The 18,301-nt window shown below is 54.2% G+C and carries 14 protein-coding genes; 5 read left to right on the forward strand and 9 right to left on the reverse strand.

All coding sequences use genetic code 11. The features are described 5' to 3' along the window. Nucleotides 1-26: 26 nt before the first annotated feature. Nucleotides 27-362, reverse strand: a complete 336-nt coding sequence (locus tag P8N76_18215; GenBank protein ID MDG2383613.1) for a hypothetical protein — start codon at nucleotides 360-362, stop codon at nucleotides 27-29. A 261-nt stretch (nucleotides 363-623) separates the two neighbouring features. On the opposite strand from P8N76_18215, the gene P8N76_18220 reads away from it, so the two are divergent. Continuing rightward, nucleotides 624-1,142: a hypothetical protein gene (locus tag P8N76_18220; GenBank protein MDG2383614.1), complete on the forward strand. Its 519-nt coding sequence runs from the start codon at nucleotides 624-626 to the stop codon at nucleotides 1,140-1,142. Here P8N76_18220 and P8N76_18225 read toward each other — a convergent pair. Further along, a complete protein-coding gene (locus P8N76_18225; GenBank protein MDG2383615.1) occupies nucleotides 1,057-2,622 on the reverse strand; it encodes a hypothetical protein in 1,566 nt (521 codons plus the stop codon). The genes P8N76_18220 and P8N76_18225 overlap by 86 nt on opposite strands. Before the next feature lie 450 nt (nucleotides 2,623-3,072). Here P8N76_18225 and P8N76_18230 point away from each other — a divergent pair, with 450 nt between their 5' ends. Both P8N76_18230 and P8N76_18235 read left to right on the forward strand, forming a co-directional pair. Further along, a complete protein-coding gene (locus P8N76_18230; protein ID MDG2383616.1) occupies nucleotides 3,073-4,320 on the forward strand; it encodes a TIGR00300 family protein in 1,248 nt (415 codons plus the stop codon). Between the two features lie 5 nt (nucleotides 4,321-4,325). Then, entirely contained in the window at nucleotides 4,326-5,141 is an 816-nt protein-coding gene (locus P8N76_18235) for an arginine deiminase-related protein (GenBank protein MDG2383617.1), read from the forward strand. Nucleotides 5,142-5,162: 21 nt separating this feature from the next. Here the strand turns inward: P8N76_18235 and P8N76_18240 are convergent, their stop codons facing one another. The 4 genes from P8N76_18240 to P8N76_18255 form a co-directional block, all read right to left on the reverse strand. After that, nucleotides 5,163-7,319: a ferrous iron transporter B gene (locus P8N76_18240; protein MDG2383618.1), complete on the reverse strand. Its 2,157-nt coding sequence runs from the start codon at nucleotides 7,317-7,319 to the stop codon at nucleotides 5,163-5,165. Nucleotides 7,320-7,322: 3 nt separating this feature from the next. Then, the gene (locus P8N76_18245) at nucleotides 7,323-7,580 is read right to left on the reverse strand and encodes a FeoA family protein (GenBank protein MDG2383619.1); all 258 of its coding nucleotides are present in this window, start codon (nucleotides 7,578-7,580) and stop codon (nucleotides 7,323-7,325) included. Nucleotides 7,581-8,217: 637 nt separating this feature from the next. Further along, the gene (locus P8N76_18250; GenBank protein ID MDG2383620.1) at nucleotides 8,218-9,498 is read right to left on the reverse strand and encodes a PEP-CTERM sorting domain-containing protein; all 1,281 of its coding nucleotides are present in this window, start codon (nucleotides 9,496-9,498) and stop codon (nucleotides 8,218-8,220) included. Nucleotides 9,499-9,947: 449 nt separating this feature from the next. Continuing rightward, on the reverse strand, nucleotides 9,948-11,156 hold the full coding sequence (locus P8N76_18255) for a hypothetical protein (protein ID MDG2383621.1): 1,209 nt from the start codon (nucleotides 11,154-11,156) through the stop codon (nucleotides 9,948-9,950). Between the two features lie 412 nt (nucleotides 11,157-11,568). Here P8N76_18255 and P8N76_18260 point away from each other — a divergent pair, with 412 nt between their 5' ends. Next, the gene (locus P8N76_18260) at nucleotides 11,569-12,414 is read left to right on the forward strand and encodes a hypothetical protein (GenBank protein MDG2383622.1); all 846 of its coding nucleotides are present in this window, start codon (nucleotides 11,569-11,571) and stop codon (nucleotides 12,412-12,414) included. Nucleotides 12,415-12,520: 106 nt separating this feature from the next. Here the strand turns inward: P8N76_18260 and P8N76_18265 are convergent, their stop codons facing one another. Together P8N76_18265 and P8N76_18270 are read right to left on the reverse strand one after the other, a co-directional pair. Then, on the reverse strand, nucleotides 12,521-13,669 hold the full coding sequence (locus P8N76_18265; protein ID MDG2383623.1) for a PLP-dependent aspartate aminotransferase family protein: 1,149 nt from the start codon (nucleotides 13,667-13,669) through the stop codon (nucleotides 12,521-12,523). Between the two features lie 110 nt (nucleotides 13,670-13,779). Next, the gene (locus tag P8N76_18270) at nucleotides 13,780-15,018 is read right to left on the reverse strand and encodes an aminotransferase class I/II-fold pyridoxal phosphate-dependent enzyme (GenBank protein MDG2383624.1); all 1,239 of its coding nucleotides are present in this window, start codon (nucleotides 15,016-15,018) and stop codon (nucleotides 13,780-13,782) included. Nucleotides 15,019-15,482: 464 nt separating this feature from the next. On the opposite strand from P8N76_18270, the gene P8N76_18275 reads away from it, so the two are divergent. Continuing rightward, complete coding sequence (locus tag P8N76_18275; GenBank protein MDG2383625.1) at nucleotides 15,483-16,670, forward strand: hypothetical protein; 1,188 nt, start codon at nucleotides 15,483-15,485, stop codon at nucleotides 16,668-16,670. Nucleotides 16,671-16,672: 2 nt separating this feature from the next. Here P8N76_18275 and P8N76_18280 read toward each other — a convergent pair whose 3' ends face one another. Then, a complete protein-coding gene (locus tag P8N76_18280) occupies nucleotides 16,673-18,289 on the reverse strand; it encodes a PQQ-like beta-propeller repeat protein (protein MDG2383626.1) in 1,617 nt (538 codons plus the stop codon). Nucleotides 18,290-18,301: the final 12 nt, after the last annotated feature.

Consider the following 18,301-nt stretch of genomic DNA (forward strand, 5'->3'; position numbering starts at 1 on the left):
CGAAGCTTTTAGAGTAGCCAACGCGGCTACTTTTCGTCTTCTCCTTCGAAAGGATTGTCGTCCTCCGATTCATCGTCCTCGGATTCATCGTCCTCGGATTCATCGTCCTCGTATTCATCGTCCTCGTATTCATCGTCCTCGTATTCATCGTCCTCGTATTCATCGTCCTCGTTTCGCCTGTCGTCGGCATCCTCGTTTTCGCCATCTTCGTCGTCGCTTTTTGCGGCCGGCTGAGACTTCAATTCTGCGGCTCGTTGTCGAAGACGTGCCTCATAGTCTCCTTTGCCGCATCCGAAGGTGATTGGTCCAAAGATCAAAAGTAACAAGAACAAACGGAGAATCTGCTGATGTAATCTAGCCACGTATTGGTTCCGCTCAAAAAGGTGTTGCCGAATGTGGTCGGTACGATAGAAGGGGTTACAGGATTGCTTGGTTGTAAAACAAGCGTATCGCGCAATGCACAGGATATCTGACAACCGCTTGAAAGTATACGAATGGGCCGCGTGTCGGATGATCGGTACAGTTGACAAGACCCGCAGCGATTTGGAATCTGGCGCCATTAACGTTCACCACATGGTACTGTTTTCTGGTCCGTTTCCTCCTTTTCACCAGAAGACTGCCATATGAAGCGTCACTCCCGTCGCCAAATTATGATCGATCAATCCGTTCAAGGGGCACTGACGGCGCGCGTCGCGGTTTACTGGGCGCTGAGTATGTGTTTCACGCTGTTATTTGCCAGTTCTTGGGCCGTATGGCAGCCGGCAGCCGCTCATACGACGATCTTGGGGATGCCCGTTAGTACGCTGGTGGGCATCGGTGGGTCGTTGATCGTACTGCCGATTGCGATTGTTGACATGATTCGGATCAGCAATCGGTTTGTCGGGCCGGTTCACAGCCTGCGGAATCAGATGAAACGGCTCTTGCTAGGAGATCGGGTAGAGCGACTCCAACTGCGGGAGAAAGATTTTTGGCATGATTTGATTCGGCAATTCAACCGGCTCCAGCCGACGATTCAATCGTCGGTGGAGGGTCAAATGAAATCGGAGAAAGCGGTCGTCAACGATCGTTCCGGCTACCCGATCGTCGTCCTCGGGAGCGGGGACGCCGACTCTTTTGTCGACTTGCCGTATTCTTCGCGATAATGTCTTCGATGGCTTCGTTCCACGACGGAATATTTCGGCGCGTTTTACGTCCGTGTTGATCGGTATCCGAGCCATCGTCGTGGTTATCAACGTCTTCGACTTCGTCGACTTCGTCGACTTCGTCATCCAGATCGTCATCATTATCTACCGGAGCTGTATCCCGAGGTTCAGGGCCACGTCTTCGACCACGGGGTTCGCGTTGCTGTTTTTCGTCACGATCGGTGTTTTGTTCGGAATTTCGATCGCGACCGCCTCGTCTGCGTGGTCGTCGGCGAGATCCACGCGATCGGGAGGATTCGGTTTTTTCTTGAGACGTATCTGCTTCTGAATCGCCAAAGTCAACGTCTGATTCTGATTCGGTTTCTGGCGCCGTTTCAGGTGACTCTACCGATTCGGCTGCTGCCTCGGATGACCGCGGCTCATCGGAACTCCCTCGTCTTCGACGCCGGCCACGCCTTCGTCTTCGGCCACCTTCTCGCTCGGAATCCTCCGATTGGGTGGATGGCTCCTCAGCGGGTGCGACGGATTCGGTTTGGGCGTCCTCGACCGGCTGGCGTTCGGTCCGAGAGCGATCTCTTCGGGAGCCACGAGAGCGGCCTCGTCCTCTGCCAGAAGCGGGCTGTTCTGATTCGCCTGAGTTCTCGCTGTCGGATTGTGACCGTTCCTCGGCATTTTCCGACCGGACTTCGTCCGACTCGCCAGAACGGTCACCACGGGAGGGTTCGGAGCGGTTGCCCTGAGAACGTTCCGACCGATTTCCCCTGGAGCGTTCGGAACGACCGCCTCGTGAGCGTTCTGAGCGACCACCTTCTGAGCGACCACCTTCTGAGCCAGAATCCTTTGATGGCTCCGACTTGGTTTCCGTTGAGCGGGCTGACGAACTCTGCTCAGCGGTGTCCGCTTGAGGCTCTCGCGCTGTGGAGGAATCGCGGCGTCGAGAACGTTCTCGACGTCGTCCTCGTTCCCGAGTTTTTTCTGGTTTTTGTGCTTCGGCTTCGCTCTCTGTTGCCGTGTCTTCGGTCGGTGGTTCAGCTTTGGTCTTGGTTGACCAACTTTGGATCGTCTGCTGGATTTCGGCCAAAATGTCGTTCCCACCCTCTTTCGGCTCCTCCCTTTTCTTGGCCACGGGAGCGGGCGAGCTTTTGGGAGCTGGGGTCTCCGAACGGTCATTCGCAGTTTCGGTGGCTGACTCTTCGATCGGCGGTGCACTGAGGCCGAGCGATTCGGCGACGCTGCCCCAGTGTTGCTGCTCAGAACCGCTGGGTTCGGATTCCTGGGGTTTGGCGGGCGGTTTGGCGCTCGTTTTTTCCTTGGTTTCGGCGGCCGGCGATTGCTCGACGACGGGGGAAGCGGGTTCAGCGGGCGATTCAACCGCTTCGGCAGGGCTTTCCTCCTTCGGCTTGCTTTGATTCTCGGTTGGCTTGGCGCCCAAGAGATTTGCAAGAAACTGCCAATGGCTGCCTTTTTCAGATTCGCTCATGTTTTCTTACGGTTTCCATGCTGTGATCGATGACGAATGAGTCTGTCGCCGGGTCACTCCCTCGCGAGGTGGAAGAAGAGGACACCAATGGCGGATCGAAGTCCAGGATCAATTTGCAACAGTATACTGATCCGATAGCATCGCGTGAAGTCGAACGGAGCCAGTGATTTACGAAGAATCACTGCCAATCTCAGTCAGAACGTGTGATTTCCCCCCTTTTCGGCTCCTGCGTAAGATTTCTCAGGACTGCTGGGCCGATTTTGTCACCGATGGTGGGTCGGGCGACGGCGGCTCACGGCCCTTCGGTATTTTGGCGAGTTCTAGGTATTCTTGCCGAACGAGCGGCGACCGATTCATTTGAGTGGATCCACTGCATCCCCGCTGACCGTTTCCGGCCCTGTTTTGCGGCGACGGTTCGCGACGGCCATTTGGTAGAGGAGTAAGGTTGACATGATTTCTTCCTGTGATTTTGTCGAAGATGTCGCTGTCGAAGGTCACATCATCGATAGTCTGATTTTGCCCAAGATTCTCGACTTGATCACCGCATCGGGAGCTCAATTTCGGATTCGTGAAATGAACGTTGGCCAGCGTCGCAAGGACGCCAGCCAGGCCCTGATCGAAGTGCAGGCCGATACACAGCACGCATTAGAACGAGTGCTCGACACGATTTCCGATCATGGTGCGGTGCGAACATCCTTATCGGACTGTCGGCAGGTGATGGCCGAGGTCGATGGTGCTTTTCCAGAGGGCTTCTATTGCACCACGAATCAACGGACAGAGGTGCGGGTTGGTGGTGAATGGTTTGCCGTGCAATATCCGGAGATGGATTGTGGGTTGGTGGTTGATCGTGAAAAGGGGATGGCAAGATGTGTTCCGATGGTGAAGGTGTGTCGCGGGGATTCGATCGTCGTTGGTCATGCGGGCGTCCGTGTTTTTCCGGTGATTCGAGCGGCAGAGTCGGCCGGCTTTGAATTCATGAATAGCGAAGTCTCGACGGAAAAGCCAAAAGGGGTTGCGATTCGGAAAATCGCACGGCAGTTGTTCGATGTTCGACGGCGAGGTGGCAAGTCTCTGTTTGTTGGCGGGCCGGCGATCGTGCACACAGGCAGCAGTGACTCTCTCTGTCAATTGGTCTGCGATGGATATGTTAACAAGCTATTCGCAGGCAATGCTTTGGCGACTCATGACATCGAACAAGCAATGTTTGGCACGAGTCTTGGCGTTCAATTAAACGATGGAGCGATTGTTGAGGCAGGTCACGAACATCATCTGCGAGCGATTAATCGTATTCGGATTGCCGGAGGCATTGTTCCTGCCGTTGAACAGGGAGTGCTGAACCAGGGCATCATGCACGACTGCGTGAAGCATGGGGTGGATTTTTTGCTGGCGGGAAGCATTCGGGACGATGGGCCACTGCCGGATGTGATGACGGACATGGTGTTTGCACAGGATGAAATGCGTCGGCGGGTCACCGATGTGGATTTTTGTCTGATGGTTGCGACCACCTTGCATTCGATTGCGGTGGGTAATTTGTTGGCGGCTGAAGTGCCGGTCGTGTGTGTCGATATTAACCCCTCCACCGTGATCAAACTGAAAGATCGTGGCTCTTTTCAGACGATCGGGTTGGTCACCGATGTTGCTCCCTTCATGCGACAGTTGATTGATGAGCTAAAGCAGTTGGAATCGAATGAAAGGTGACATTCATGGCTGAGATTCTCATGTGTCCACCGGACTATTTCGGGATCGAGTACGAAATCAATCCTTGGATGGATTGCGATCGGAGTGCCGATCGTGATCTGGCCGTTTCACAATGGGAGCAGCTGAAATGTACGTTGGTGGCGGCCGGGGCTACGATTCAGGAGATGACTCCAGTTGCCGGACTACCGGATTTGGTTTTCACTGCAAACGCGGCCTTGATCTTCCATAAAATGGCTCTCATTTCTAGGTTTCGTCCCATTGAGCGGCAGCCGGAGCAACTTCATGATGCCAGTTGGTTCGCGACGAATGGTTTCGAAGTCCAGGAGATGGTCGAACCGTTCTGTTTCGAAGGAGCCGGCGATGCGCTGTTCTGCGGAGATACTCTTTGGGCCGGTTACCGCATGCGGAGCGACGCGTTGGCCCAACAAGCGATCGGAAAAGCGTTGGGTGTGCAAGTGATTCCGCTTGAGCTCGTTGACCCTTATTACTATCACTTGGATACCTGCTTTTGTCCGCTCTCGCCGGACACGGCCATGTACTACCCGGCTGCCTTCGATGACTACGGCCGACGCGTGCTGCGTCAGTCTATTGATCATTTGATCGAAATTGAGGAGCAGGAAGCGCGCCATTTTGCGGCAAATGCCGTGGTGGTGGGCAACACCGTCGTGACGAATGTTGGCTGCCCCAGTTTGCACCTTTCGCTGAAACAGACGGGTTTTTCGCCAGTCGATACACCGCTCAGCGAGTTTGTCAAAGCTGGTGGTAGCGCGAAGTGTCTGACCTTGCGACTCGATGGAGAGGAGGCGGCGACGTGGGAATAAAGCACGGAACGAGCCTCTTGCTCAACAGCGAATCGCGATCTGATAGGTTGCCAAGGCTGCCACATAGGCGAGCGTCGTCATGTAGCCGAACTGAAATAGTGCCCAAGACCAGGAACCCGTTTCGCGTCGAGTGACAACTTGAGTGGGTAGGCACTGCATGGCCAAAACGTAAAAGACCAGTAAACTGAGGCAGGTTGCTTGAGAATAAACGGGTGTGCCATCTGAATGTTTCTGCTCGCGAAGCGTTTCCGTTAAGCGATCTTCGTCTTCGGCGTTATCTTCACCGATGCCGTAGATGATCGCCAGCGTTGAAACAATCACTTCACGGGCGGCAAAGGAACTAACCACTCCCACATTGATTTTCCAGTCGAAGCCCAGAGGTCGGAAAATGGGTTCGACGCCCTGTCCGATTCGACCTGCCCAGGAATATGCCAGTTGTTGTTGAGCTAACTGTTGCTCCGATTCTTCTGAAGAAAGATTGGCAAATCGCGTCATCCCCTGCCCCGGTTCATTGATTTCTGAACTCGATGCCGGAACCGCTGTCGGTAATTTTGGGTAGGTCACTAGGACCCAAAGAATGACCGAAATGAGCAGGATGATGGTGCCGGCTCGCCGAATAAAAATCATTGATCGATCAAGCACGGTTGTTAAAGCGTTGCGAAAGCTCGGTCGGCGGTAGGGAGGTAATTCCAAGACCAGCGGTGCGGTCTCGCCCCGTAGGATTGTTTGTTTCAAGCAGAAGGCGGTCAAAAGGGCGGCCGCGAGACCTAATAAGTAGGCACCTAGAAAAACAGCCGCCGCCTTCGCCGTTGATTCCGCAAATAGTAACGATGCGACCATCCCGTAAACCGGTAAGCGGGCGGAGCAGGTAAGCAATGGCAAGACGAGTATCGTAACTAATCGGTCTCGCCAGTTGTCGATCACACGAGCCGCCATTATGCCCGGAATGGCACAAGCATGGGCTGAAAGCATCGGCACAAAAGCTTTGCCGGGTAATCCAGCGAATCGCATGATTCGCTCCATCACAAATGCTGCCCGGGCCATGTAGCCACTGTCTTCCAGCAACGCGATGAAGAAAAATAGGATGCAAATCTGCGGTAGAAATACCAAGACACCGCCAACGCCTCCGACGATCCCGTCAATGATCAGACTGCGGAAATCTTCGGTTGACAGCAAGGAGACCAGCCCGGCTCCAATGGCGATACTGCCGCCAGTCAGCCAATTCAGTCGACGTCGCGATAATCGCAAGGCAAGCCCCAAGATGGCGGCCGCAATGGAAAAGATGATCGCTTTTCTCTGCAGGCTAACGTTCGGCGTGGTGGGGAGAATTCGGTCGATCAGTTGGGCGATTTGCCCGAAGCCTTCTTCGATCAATGTCATGGGAACATCGGCCAAAGAAAAAATGAGATAGAAGACACTGAGCATTACTGCCAGAAAAGCGCAGACGCCCACGATCGGTCGTGTCAGCCAACGATCAATTCTCTCGGTAAGTTGTCCGTGCGTTTCGGGCGTCTGAACCGTCTGGGTGGCGATTGTTTCCGCCCAGTCGTAGCGGGCAGCAAAGGTACAGCCCGAACAGCCTTCGGTGCACGAAGTTTGATCTTGGATGGTTAAATCGTTGAGATCGCCAACCAAAGAAGTGAGTAGCATCCGAAGCTGGTCCAAGCCTTCGCCGGTTCGGGAGCTGACGGGGACAACCGGGCAATTCAGACGCTCAGCAAGAGAGTCTATGTCGATCGAAATTCCTGCGGAAGTTGCCGCGTCATGCAGGCTCAGCGCGACGACCGTTGGATGAGCCAATTCTAGGACTTCGCTCGCCAGAAACAGATTGCGTTCGATGTTTGTCGAGTCGACGACCAGCAGGATCGCGTCTGGTTGGGGTTCGTTGCTCGCAGTTCCCGATAGAACGGCAGAGGCCACTTCTTCTTCCGGGGTTAAAGAGTCCAAGCTGTAAAGGCCAGGAAGGTCAATCAATTCCACTCGGGTCTGCCCGATCTTGATCGTGCCTCTGCGGACATCGACGGTGATGCCCGGGTAGTTGGCCGTTTTGGCTCGGAGTCCCGTGAGAGCGTTAAACAACGTTGTTTTGCCCGCATTGGGATTTCCCACCAACGCAATTCGTTTTGTTTGCTTCGAAATGGTGTCCTGCCGGTGAACCGATGCGGAGCTTGAATTCATCGATCAACACCGTTCTTCTGGTGTTACGAGAATGCTCGCGGCGAGTCGTCGTGAAATGCCTACACGGCAGCCTACAACGCGGACGATCAATGGATCTCCGGCTTGAATCAAGCGAACTCTGCGGCCAACGCAAATTCCCATTCGCTTCAGTCTGACGGCGTCCTCTTCGTTTGTATTGATCTGGAAAACTTTGCATTCATTGTTTGCAAATTGATCAATCAATGGTGCGGCATCCGTAGGAGGAATTACGTTGGTCGCCATTTCCATAACTCGATTGTTGATTCTGGTTGTAACTTCAAATTTCAGGAGCGAGGCGTCTCGTTCCAAGGAGTCCATTCATCGTTGGTGGCAGAGCGAGTCACTAACGAAAGGCGTGATTCTTCAAGGCGTGCACACTTGTCCATCGTGAAAACCGTATCCGTCTCAGCTTAGGGCCACTCGAGATTGAGGTGTGCGGATCTAACCCTGGGCGCGGGTTGCCCTGCGGTTCCGCCCTGCAGTCGTACCCCGACGGGGCACTCCTTTTCACTGATGGTGTTTTCCAACGCCTTTTGTGGCCCAGCCATTATTGAACCGCAATTTTATTGAGACACGATGTCGATTGCAGTGAAGATAGTCGGTTGTTTAGCGAAGATCAAGGGTGAAGACTGGGGTCACGGCCGGTTCGCCGTTTCGAGAGGCGAGCTGGCGTTTGAGGTCTCGGCGCACCAGTTGTCGGAAGCGAACGCTTGTCAGGCCTATCGGATCGGCAAGACGCATGCCATTTGTGCCGAGCGTCCCTCCGCTACTTTCTTTTGGGGTGCCTGGGATAATTCCCGACACTTGGCGTCAAGCTTGCAAAAAAAAACGGAAGCGCCCGATTGGCACTTCCGTTTTGCATGTTGATGATGGAAGTCGTTTAGCTGCGACGTCGAGCTTGGGCCAACAAGCCCAAGAGACCTGCCAACAACAGGAGGCCACTCGAAGGCTCAGGAACGAGACTTGTCGAGATTTCGATTCCATTGATTGGAGCTCGAGGAGGGCTGCCGACGACCGGCGTGCCATTCAGGGTAAAGCTGTCACCCGAAACGCCGCTAAATACCAGCACATCGCCTTCCCAACCGAACGTGTAATCTCCGTCGAAGGGGCCCACATCCAGGTGAGACTGAACTTGGTCTCCGATGGAGTAGTCACCACCACGTCCGATTACACCACCTTTGGTGTAGACATAGACGTTATACTCGCCCTCAATGCCGATACCGTTGACCGTTACCGAATTCGGAACGGACTCATTAGTGTCCAGGTAACCTGTCATGAGGTTTCGATCGTTACCTGCGGGGGCAGTATTGTTATCCTCGCCTTTGCCCTGGCTCGCCCAGGTGTTGTTGGATGTCCATTCAACACTGGCTGATGTGGCGGCGCCGTTCGAATCAATTAGGTCGGAAGCGGATCCGTTTTGACCCTCAACATTATTCCAATTACTGGTACCCAAAACGCCTGCAGCGCCGGTAACAGCCGAACCATCTGCATTGGGCTCATTCGCACCAAAGTTGATCGAAATCGTCTTGGGAGTAGCAACGTTGACGTTCATGGAGAAGAGGGAACCGTCGCAACCATCCGCGAAAGTGGCATCGTCGCCGAGTGGCGAGAGGGCAAGGTCGATGTAGTCACCGGCTGTAAGGTTGGCCGAGATCGAATTACTGACGCCCGTGCCATCGCCACCGGCGATGGTTTGGGAGCCAATTTCGACTCCATTCTGGAAGACGATGGCGGTCGTACCATTGCCGCAGTTGACGTTCTGTTTGGCAATGCTGTAATTGATGGTCGCCGGACCGCTGGCTGTTGATTCCCATCGACGAATTGCATACTGCACTCCACCGTTGTTGTCGCCGTTCGGATGTCCACCGTTCTGGTTGACGACGGTCCACGGAACGTTGTCTCCGTCTAAATTCGCCTCATCCCACGCACTGCCGTTCCAGACCCAGGTCGGCTCAGCAAATGCTTGAAAATCGGTGCCGTCGTAGACGCCATTGTCATCGGTTGCTTGGTCGTACAGTCCGTACGTCCAGTTGTTTTCGCCTTGAGCTCCGCTCGTTGACCAGTCGGCTACCGAATCGGCGATTGTCTCACCGAAACTGGTAGCAGGACTTGAAAGGCAAGCCAAAGTTGCCACAAGCACTGCTGAAAGAAAAGTCTTCATTGGGTGTCGCCCTCGAATACATTTGCTGAAGGAAAAGTTGAAAACCCATAAAAAAAACGATGGTGTCCGCTCCAGATTCATTTTCCGAAGCGGGCATCATCGTTTTTGAGAGGTAATTGCGTTAGCGTTTCTCAGCGTCGATTTTGAAGGCGTCGATCCAGCTGTTGCCGAAGCCGGACTCAGCGCCTGAGTCTATCAGGAGGGCCTCGGGGGGCAAGGTAAAACTGGTGGAATAAATAGAAATAGTCTGATTGGTGAATCAGGGGGGAATTCAGTCGCTGGCTGTGTGTGCGGAAATGTTTAGAGAGTTGAACACTTCGGCAACAGCTGGGAAATCAGGCTTCGCAACAGGGAGGCGGGCGCAATCAAAAACGCCTCGTCATCCCGGACTGAACCTTGGATGAAGGGGCGATTTGAGGCGAATCGGCTCGCATGGCAAGCTTTTGCCGTTAGTTTGTCTCACGCCGAACAATCATCGATCCGTTGTTGGCCACATCGAACATCGGACGATGGTATCGGAAGCAACTGCCGCAAGCGAGCGAGCCGGGGTACCAAACCAGATTGATTTGGACGTTCCAGGCTTCGTGTTCATTTGCCCCGTGTTGCTTTGATTCTGACGGTATCACATAGGTATAGTCCGTTTCGAGTGCCCATCCGTTGTGGAGTGGCAGACGCGAGATGCCGCCGATAAGGCCTTCCGAATCACCCGTGAAGCCAGCAAACACCTGGGCTTCACCGCGACCGCCGGCCATGAGTCTGGTGCGATAGAAAAATTTGTATTGGTCTTTTGTGCCCCAGGTAATCAGTTCACTCCCTCCGAAAGTTTCCGCGAGGACCGTGTCTTGGGTGACGGACGTGGCAAAGCGGAAGCCAAGACTTTTGGCCGGGGTGATTGCCATGCTCAATTCGCCTCTGGCTTGGGCCAGACTGGCATCGTAGTACCATTCGTCTCGCATGTAATCCATCACAATTCCGCCCTGCAGTCCGTAGTCACCGCGACGAAAGAGTCCGAAGGTGACAAACGCTTGGCTTCGCTCGTCTGTCGAAAAGGATGAGCCGTTCAAGTTGCTATTCGCACCTTGGAAGCCGATCTGCCAGCCAACGGATGGTGGGAGAATAATGTTCTTGGCGGCGGTTCCAAAGTTCAAGCCGTAGTGAAAGCCAAAACTGGCATCACGACCGAGGTTACCTTCATTCTTGGCGGCGTGGACCCCACCAAAGACGGACAGATGATCGACCCATAACCCGGGCAAAATTTCCGGGCCCCAGCCGCTCGAATTGAGGCATTGTTCACAGGACGGACCTCCATCGTCGACCATCTCACCCAGATCAACGATTTCGCCGTCGGAATATTCGGTCAGTTCATCGTCTGCGTATGGCATCTCTTCGTGAGTTGAAATCACGCTCCCCGAAGCGGGACGCACGAATCCAGCGCGAGTACGCTGCGAGCTTTGCAGGGAAACGGGTTTCGCTCGTTGGGTGTGAACACGACGAGCTTCGGCCGCAATCTTGACGTGTCGAGGTGCAAAGCTGTGCTGAACGTAGCCTCTCTCTTTCGACGTCCCAATTGACTGTTGGGCAGCTGCTGGCGAGATGCTGAACGCTAGCGAAATGAGGAAGCTTAGCAGTAGTCGTTCAACCGGATGTGCTGACAACATTTGTTCCATTCCGTAGCCGGGGTGTTTCCTGGATTGGTCTGTGACTCAGCATTCATATCGGCAGCCGTAAAGTCACAACTTTCGTTAAACCTGACATAATCCGAAAAGTCGCTTGGATTGCTCCAAAACTTCCAAATATCCTGGATTTACAGGTGGAGCGGCTGATCGAGGCGGGAGAACGCGAAATGGTGGGAGGATGGGAGGTTTGGAATCAGCTTGTCGATTGCTGGAAGCCTGCCGGTTAATGGGGTTGTATGACTCGAAACGGAAGTTCTGTTCGTAACAGTGTCGACGGTTCGATGAGGTGTAGCGAAGGCAAACGCTAACGCCGATGTCGTCTGAACGGGGAGCGGATGGGCGACGTCAGTGAGAATGACCCAAGTAGTTACTCAGGGAAGAGGAGACGATAGGAATGATCTCTCGTCGATCAGTCACGATGATGTTGATGTTGGCATTTGGATTTTGTACGGATGCTGATGCTCAAGTCAGGAAATTGGGCAGAGTGTCATTGAATGCCTCGGCCGTTGAGCCTGCGTGCCACGGTTGCGGTGAGTGCAATGAATGTTCAGGTGGCCATGGAGGACGCTCCTATGGGGCGCATTACGGTGGGCACCGTGGAAGTCATGGAGGTCTTGTTTGGGGGAATCAGTGCTTTGATTGCAATCCTCGTCACAAGCTGTTTCCGCCCTGCCCGAATTCTTGTCGCACGACCTTGTTGGGCGAAGTGGTACTGGGTGTTAAGCACGCTGTTGACACGGGTTTGAACAACGCGTTTCATTGCGTTTTTCACTGTGGGCATTGTAGTACGTGCGGGTCCGACAATTGTCAATGTGATGAGGGTTACGTAGAGCACTACGAAGATGGCGTGGTTGTCGAAAGCGAAATGCAACCGGTCCCGGCCGAGATGAATAGCGAGAAAGGCGATCCCTTTGGTGACGATCCCCAGCCTCAGGGTGCAGCGAAAGCCCGCTCCAGCATGCGTTCAATCATGCCGTCTGCCAGAGCGTTAGGGCCAGCAACGAAGCGTCGAGCCGTGCGTCCGGTTTCCAACGAGCAATCGTCACCCCCGCGTGTACGGGGGAAAACCAGCTATCGGCAGCCGACCGCCAGCGGAAAGTCTCGTACACGGGGGCGTTCAGCAGCTTCGAGACGCACGGTTCGCCCTGCCCCATCCAAGAGAACGACGCGACCTCAGTTGCGACAAGTTGGTTACCAGCAAACCAACAGCGATCCTGCCTTACGTTTTCGCGGCGAGTGATTGATTTAACCGCGTAGCAAGAAACTCATTCTCTGGAGCGCCTGAGCAACTTATTTTGTTCGGGCGTTTTTTTTTGTTTCTCACCGTGCAATTCACCGCTAATCGGTCAGCTGCAGGCCGACAAGGCTTGGCAGATATCTTCCTGCAAGTCATCCACGTCTTCCAGGCCCACTGAGAGCCGAACTAGGCTGTCGACAATTCCATTGGCGGCGCGATCGGCCGGATCGTAACTCGCGTGGGACATCGAAGCGGGTTGTTCAATTAGCGATTCCACTGCGCCGAGACTAACGGCGAGTTGAAAGAGTTGTGTGGATTCGACAAAGGATTTGGTTGCAGCGAAGTCACCGTTGATTTCAAAGCTTAGCATGCCTCCAAAACCGCCCTGCATTTGGCGTTTTGCGATCTGGTGTCCGGGGTGATGTTCGAGCCCGGGATAGAGAACTCGCGTTACTCGTGAATCCGCCTGGAGGAATTCGGCGAGGGTTGCCGCGCTCTCGCAGTGTGCTTTGACTCGAAGTGCGAGGGTTTTCATGCCGCGGGCCAATAGAAAGGATTCAAAAGGTGACAAGACGGCGCCGGTCGCATTTTGAATGTAATACAGGTCATCGAAAAGCTTTTGCTCACGGACGACCAACGCGCCTCCGATTAGATCGCTATGGCCGCCAAGATACTTAGTGGCGGAGTGCATTACGATGTCAACGCCTAATTCCAGGGGGCGTGTGAGTACCGGCGTGGCGAAAGTGTTGTCGACCGCCACCATCGCATCTCGTTGGTGGGCGAGCTGGCAACAGCTTTCGAGGTCGGTGATGGACATCAACGGATTTCCCGGAGATTCGAGCCATAACAGGCGAGTTTGATCGGTGAATGCCTTCGCCAGGCTTTGAGGGTCTTGTGAGTTTGCCAAGCTGACGGTGATCCCAGAACGGTTAGCGATTTTATGCAGCAGCCGATAGGTTCCACCGTAAATGTCGGTACCGGCCACAATGTGATCGCCAGGTTTGAGGAGGATCGTGGCGGCGTGGATGGCAGCCATCCCGGAGGCAAACAGCAATGCGTGTTCGCCAGATTCCAGTGATGCGAGAGTTTGCTCAGCCCGATTTCGAGTCGGGTTGCCGCTCCGGCCGTAGTCGAACTTGCCCCATTCGCCCGCACCCGGTTGTACGTAGGTCGATGCGACGTGAATGGGGGGCACCACCGCACCCGTTTCCGGATCTCGTTCATTGCCCACATGGATGGCGCGCGTGCGAAACTTCATCGTTTAGAGACTCCGGCAGATACAGACTTGCGCCTGCCTGGGGCGAAGGGTGTCAGAACTCAGGTTGCGGAGGGTAATCCGACTTGCTGTGGCCTCGGGCTCGACCCCTCTTAACTATCGAGCGCTTGCGCCAAGTCGGCGATCAAATCGTCCGGGTCTTCGATACCACACGCCATGCGAATCATGTTGTCATGGATGCCCCATTCCTGACGTTCTTCCGGCGTCGCTTGATAATAACTCATGACCAGCGGTTGCTCGATCAGGCTCTCCACGCCTCCGAGGCTGGGAGCGATGCGGGGGATCTTGGCAGCGTCGACCACATTCGCTGTGGCCCGCCAGTCAGCGTCCTTCACAAGAAACGTGACGAGCCCACCAAATCCCTTCATGGTGCGTTTCGCCACGTTGTAGTAGGGATGTGACTCGAGACCCGGATAGTAGACACGTTCGACCCGAGGGTGCGCTTCTAGGAATTTGGCAACGGCCATGCCATTTTGGTTGTGTCGTTCCACTCGCAAGGCAAAAGTCTTCAGGCCTCGTTCCAAGAGGTAGATGTTGTGGGGCGAATTGATGCCACCCATGATGCCGCGCAGGTGGCGGACGGGGGCCATTTTGTCTTGCCCGCCGACAATGACACCTGCCAACAAGTCGTTATGCCCGCCCAAATATTTTGTTGCCGAATGGAGGACAAAGTCGACGCCGTAATCGATGGGACGCACATTGAAGGGAGTTGCCAGTGTGGCATCAATTAGTGTGTCGACTTGGTACTGTCGTCCCAGAGCTGCAAACTGTTCTAAGTCGACGACGCTCAAATGTGGGTTGGTGGGCGATTCGCTGACTAGCATTCGAGTTCGGTCATTGATCGCAGCCTCCATCGCCTCGTAATTGCAGGCTTCGACTTGCCGCGTGACCACGCCAAACCGCGATAGGTGTTTTGAGCAGAATTCTCGGCTTCGATGATAACACTCGTTGAAGAAAATTACTTCATCGCCGGCGTTTAATCGAGCCATGAAGACGCCGACAATTGCCGACATGCCACTCGAAAAAAGGACGGCATCTTCGCCGCCGTCGAGTGCTGCCAGTTTGCGTTCAACGACGCGTTCACCCGGATTTCCATAACGTCCGTATTCTTCGCGCGGCTGCTCTTGCTCGATGTAGTCAATGACTGACTGGGTGTCGGGGAATGTGAAGGTTGACGCACAGAAGATCGGATCGGTAATCGAATCTCCAGGCTTTTGTCTTGCTTCGCCCGAGTGGACTGATTGTGTGGAGACACCCGGCTCGTTTTTGTTCTTTGGTGTCAAATCTTTGTCTCGGGCATCGGCGGAAGAGGACGGAGAGGAAGTCGTCATGGATTGGTCTTCACACGCAGGAATGGAAACAGATTTACCGGGTTTGCGTGCGTGCAAAAAAAAACCGCGGACAAAAAGCCGCGGCGTTTACAGTCTTACTAAATTGGACCGCGTCCCACCCTTTGGTTGGTCAGCGATGGCTCTTTAGCAGAACAGGCTGCAAGCGGCCGCAAATCCCTGAGGTTCGGACATTCTAACCATCCTCCGGTTTGGTTTCAAGTTCTTGCTCAAGGGGACAACAAGTTTAACGCCTTTCAACCAAAATTTTATGTTGAAATCTAGGGGTTCTCGGGCTTGGGCCACTCACATAAAGTGCACGGAAAGGCCGTTTCCGATTGTGATGTCAAAGCTGAACAGAAACGGACGGAACGTGCTTGATAGGTACTCTTTTTCTGGACGTTTCTGGCCATTTCAGCATAAACTGGGTGTTGCGAGACGACGAATCCCAATTAGGAGTACTTCGTATGCCTTCGATTCTGCGCTGGTCTTTGATGACACTCATCAGTCTCTTGACGCTGTGTCCTCTCGGTTTGCTTGCCGTGGCCAGTGAGGGGAAGTTGACACCCGAACAACTTGTGCAGCAGTTGGGGGATGCGCGTTTTAGCCAACGGCAAATTGCGACGGAGGCACTGACTCAAAGAGGGGTGGCCGCAATCGACGCCGTTCGAGCGGGTATCGAAAGTAAGGATCCGGAGATTCGCTTCCGCTCCCGAGCCATCTTGCGGGTGATTCGCCATTTAGAACGCGAGAGATTGATCAATGCGTTCATCGCAGGTTTGGAGGTCGAGACGGCAGACGAATTGCCGGGCTGGACCGACTTCCAAACGATGGTCGGTCAAACTTCAAACTCGAAAGCCTTGTTCGTGCAAATGCTCGAGTCAGAGTGGGCCTTCCTGGATGCGGTCTACCAGAATGACCCCACGCTGGCCGGATCCTTGCTCGCCAACCGTTGTCAAACCGTCAAGATGATGCAGGGTCGCCGACCGGTGACGATTGGGAACATCGCCGCGCTCGTCTTTGTCTCGGCTCGAGAGGATGTGGATATCGCTGACCAATCCTTCTTGATGCGATTGTTGTACAGTAACCCCGACCTGGATCGTGCGATGCGAGCTGGGACTTACCGTGAATCGTTAAGAGCCATCATGGGGGCGATGGTCGGAAAAGAGACTTACGACAGTACCCTGGTCCAGAGGCTCAATTTTTCACTTAAATACGGTTTGAAGCAAGGATTGACGCCGGCACGGACGGTTCTTCGTGATCGGCTCGGAGCACCCCACGATCGGCAGTATTCGATCCTGACCCTTGCCAAGCTTGGGCAGAAAAGTGATTCCGCGTTAATTGACTCGATGCTCGATGACTCGGGGGTCGTTGCCTCGCATCATCGTATTAACAACGTGCGAATCACCACGCAGGTGCGTGACATTGCCCTCGCCTCTTTGATCCAGTTGTCGGGGGCCTCATTTGCGGATTACGGCATGCCGGCTGTGGGAGAGCATCCCACTCGAATGTTGAATCACTCGACGGTCGGCTTTGCGACCGAAGAGGCGAGAGTGAAAGCGATTGCGAAATGGAAGCAAGACGCGGAGACTACGACACCTGAATCGGGCGACGAGGGATTAGAAATTGAGTCCCCAGCTATCGGGCTGCCGTAACGTCATTCGTCCTTTGTTTTCAGACCAAGTTCGTAACAGGTCGCCTGTTGTCCGTTCCGCACCAGGAGATAGCGCCCATAAAGGCAGAGGTTGTTCCAGGTTAAACCCTCAATTGCTTGGAACTTGCCCAACTGGACATGTTGATCAGGACGGGCCTCAACAGCGAATAGCATGCCATTCTCGTCCAGCACGAGCAGTGTTTTTCCCACCAGCAAAATCTGGCCGTAGTCATAGCGTACTTTCCAGCGTTTTCGTCCTGATTCCACGTCGATGCACTCGAGGAAGGTGTCGTCCAGACCGTAGATATGATTTTCGTGAACGACGACATTGGTGTACTTGGTCTTCATTACGTTCGATCGACTCCAGCTCTCAACGGCCGACCAACTCCCATCGTCTTCTCGGTGGACCTCGAATACCGCCGCTCCCTGCCCATACCCTTTCGAGATGAATACGCGTTGCTTGTCGATCGGAATTGCTTGAGAGTTATTTGCATCGGCCGTTGAGTTACCGGGCCAAACGAATTCCCAAAGCTTTTCTCCATTGGCGGGGTCATGTCCGCAAACATAGTTTTGAACAACAATCAAAATCTGTCGCTCGTCATCAAGTTGCACAAGGGACGGTGAAGCGTAACTAATTTGCCGATTTCCGCCCCGCCAAATTTCCTCGCCCGTTTTCAGATCGTAAGCGATGAGGGAAGACTTAGCTCCGTCGGATGGGCCACCAAGCGGGACGACAATCGCGTTGTCGACTACTAAGGGAGACGCTGAACGACCCCAGGCGATAGAAGCCTGGTCGTAAGTGACTCCAGATTCTTCCAGTAGATTTTTTCGCCACAGTTCTAATCCATTGTCTCCTTGCAAGCATCGTAAGATGCCTGTGGCACCGAGTGCGTAGACACGGCCCTGATGAATCGTGGGTGTTGATCGAGGACCCGCACCTCCAATCACAGTCGCGTGACGAGTTGTTACCGGATTGGCCCAAACAAGCGCACCGCTGGCGATGTCATAGCAAGCGGTTATCTCTTCCGAACCGCGCTGTTCCATGGTGATGGCGTACCCATTTACGGCCGAAAAAGCCGACCACCCAGCACCAATGGGTATCGACCAGACGGAAGGTGGTGGCGACTCGGACCAGCGGAAATCAAAGCCTGGGTCGTCGACTATTAAATTACGATCAGGACCGAGGAATTGAGGAAAATCGTCCGGTGTCGTGATGTCGAGGTGGGCGACCGTGTCCGTCTTGTCGTGTGTGTTGATTTGGTTCATGGTGGCATCATGAACCGGTGACCAACGGAATGCGAGTCGCGGCATTAAGCCTCCGGTAACTTCTTCGATTCGAAAGCAGTAAAAGGCGATCACGGAACTGGCCAAGCAAATTCCAAATACCGAATAGCGAAGCGTGCGTGAGTAGCGGGAGCAGAAAGTGAACCAAATCAGGCTGCCGATGGAGGCGACGAAGATGGAGACGCCAGCCAAGGCCACTCGAGTTCCCGCCCCCATTAATTCGTTCGTTTGAGTCCAAATGATAAATCCGACGGCGAGCGACCAGAGGATGATCGGCAGGAAAGGTATTCGACGTCGTAAAGGAATTGCAACGCGGCTTTCAGATTTCGTGTTCATAAAAAGTGATGG

This window comes from Pirellulaceae bacterium (genome assembly GCA_029243025.1).
GTDB lineage: Bacteria > Planctomycetota > Planctomycetia > Pirellulales > Pirellulaceae.

Coding starts and splice junctions, on each gene's coding strand:
- P8N76_18270 (MDG2383624.1), bottom strand. CDS start 15,018: ATGACGACTTCCTCTCCGTCCTCTTCCGCCGATGCCCGAGACAAAGAT.
- P8N76_18260 (MDG2383622.1), top strand. CDS start 11,569: ATGATCTCTCGTCGATCAGTCACGATGATGTTGATGTTGGCATTTGGA.
- P8N76_18245 (MDG2383619.1), bottom strand. CDS start 7,580: ATGGCGACCAACGTAATTCCTCCTACGGATGCCGCACCATTGATTGAT.
- P8N76_18230 (MDG2383616.1), top strand. CDS start 3,073: ATGATTTCTTCCTGTGATTTTGTCGAAGATGTCGCTGTCGAAGGTCAC.
- P8N76_18220 (MDG2383614.1), top strand. CDS start 624: ATGAAGCGTCACTCCCGTCGCCAAATTATGATCGATCAATCCGTTCAA.
- P8N76_18280 (MDG2383626.1), bottom strand. CDS start 18,289: ATGAACACGAAATCTGAAAGCCGCGTTGCAATTCCTTTACGACGTCGA.
- P8N76_18265 (MDG2383623.1), bottom strand. CDS start 13,669: ATGAAGTTTCGCACGCGCGCCATCCATGTGGGCAATGAACGAGATCCG.
- P8N76_18250 (MDG2383620.1), bottom strand. CDS start 9,498: ATGAAGACTTTTCTTTCAGCAGTGCTTGTGGCAACTTTGGCTTGCCTT.
- P8N76_18225 (MDG2383615.1), bottom strand. CDS start 2,622: ATGAGCGAATCTGAAAAAGGCAGCCATTGGCAGTTTCTTGCAAATCTC.
- P8N76_18275 (MDG2383625.1), top strand. CDS start 15,483: ATGCCTTCGATTCTGCGCTGGTCTTTGATGACACTCATCAGTCTCTTG.
- P8N76_18235 (MDG2383617.1), top strand. CDS start 4,326: ATGGCTGAGATTCTCATGTGTCCACCGGACTATTTCGGGATCGAGTAC.
- P8N76_18240 (MDG2383618.1), bottom strand. CDS start 7,319: ATGAATTCAAGCTCCGCATCGGTTCACCGGCAGGACACCATTTCGAAG.
- P8N76_18255 (MDG2383621.1), bottom strand. CDS start 11,156: ATGTTGTCAGCACATCCGGTTGAACGACTACTGCTAAGCTTCCTCATT.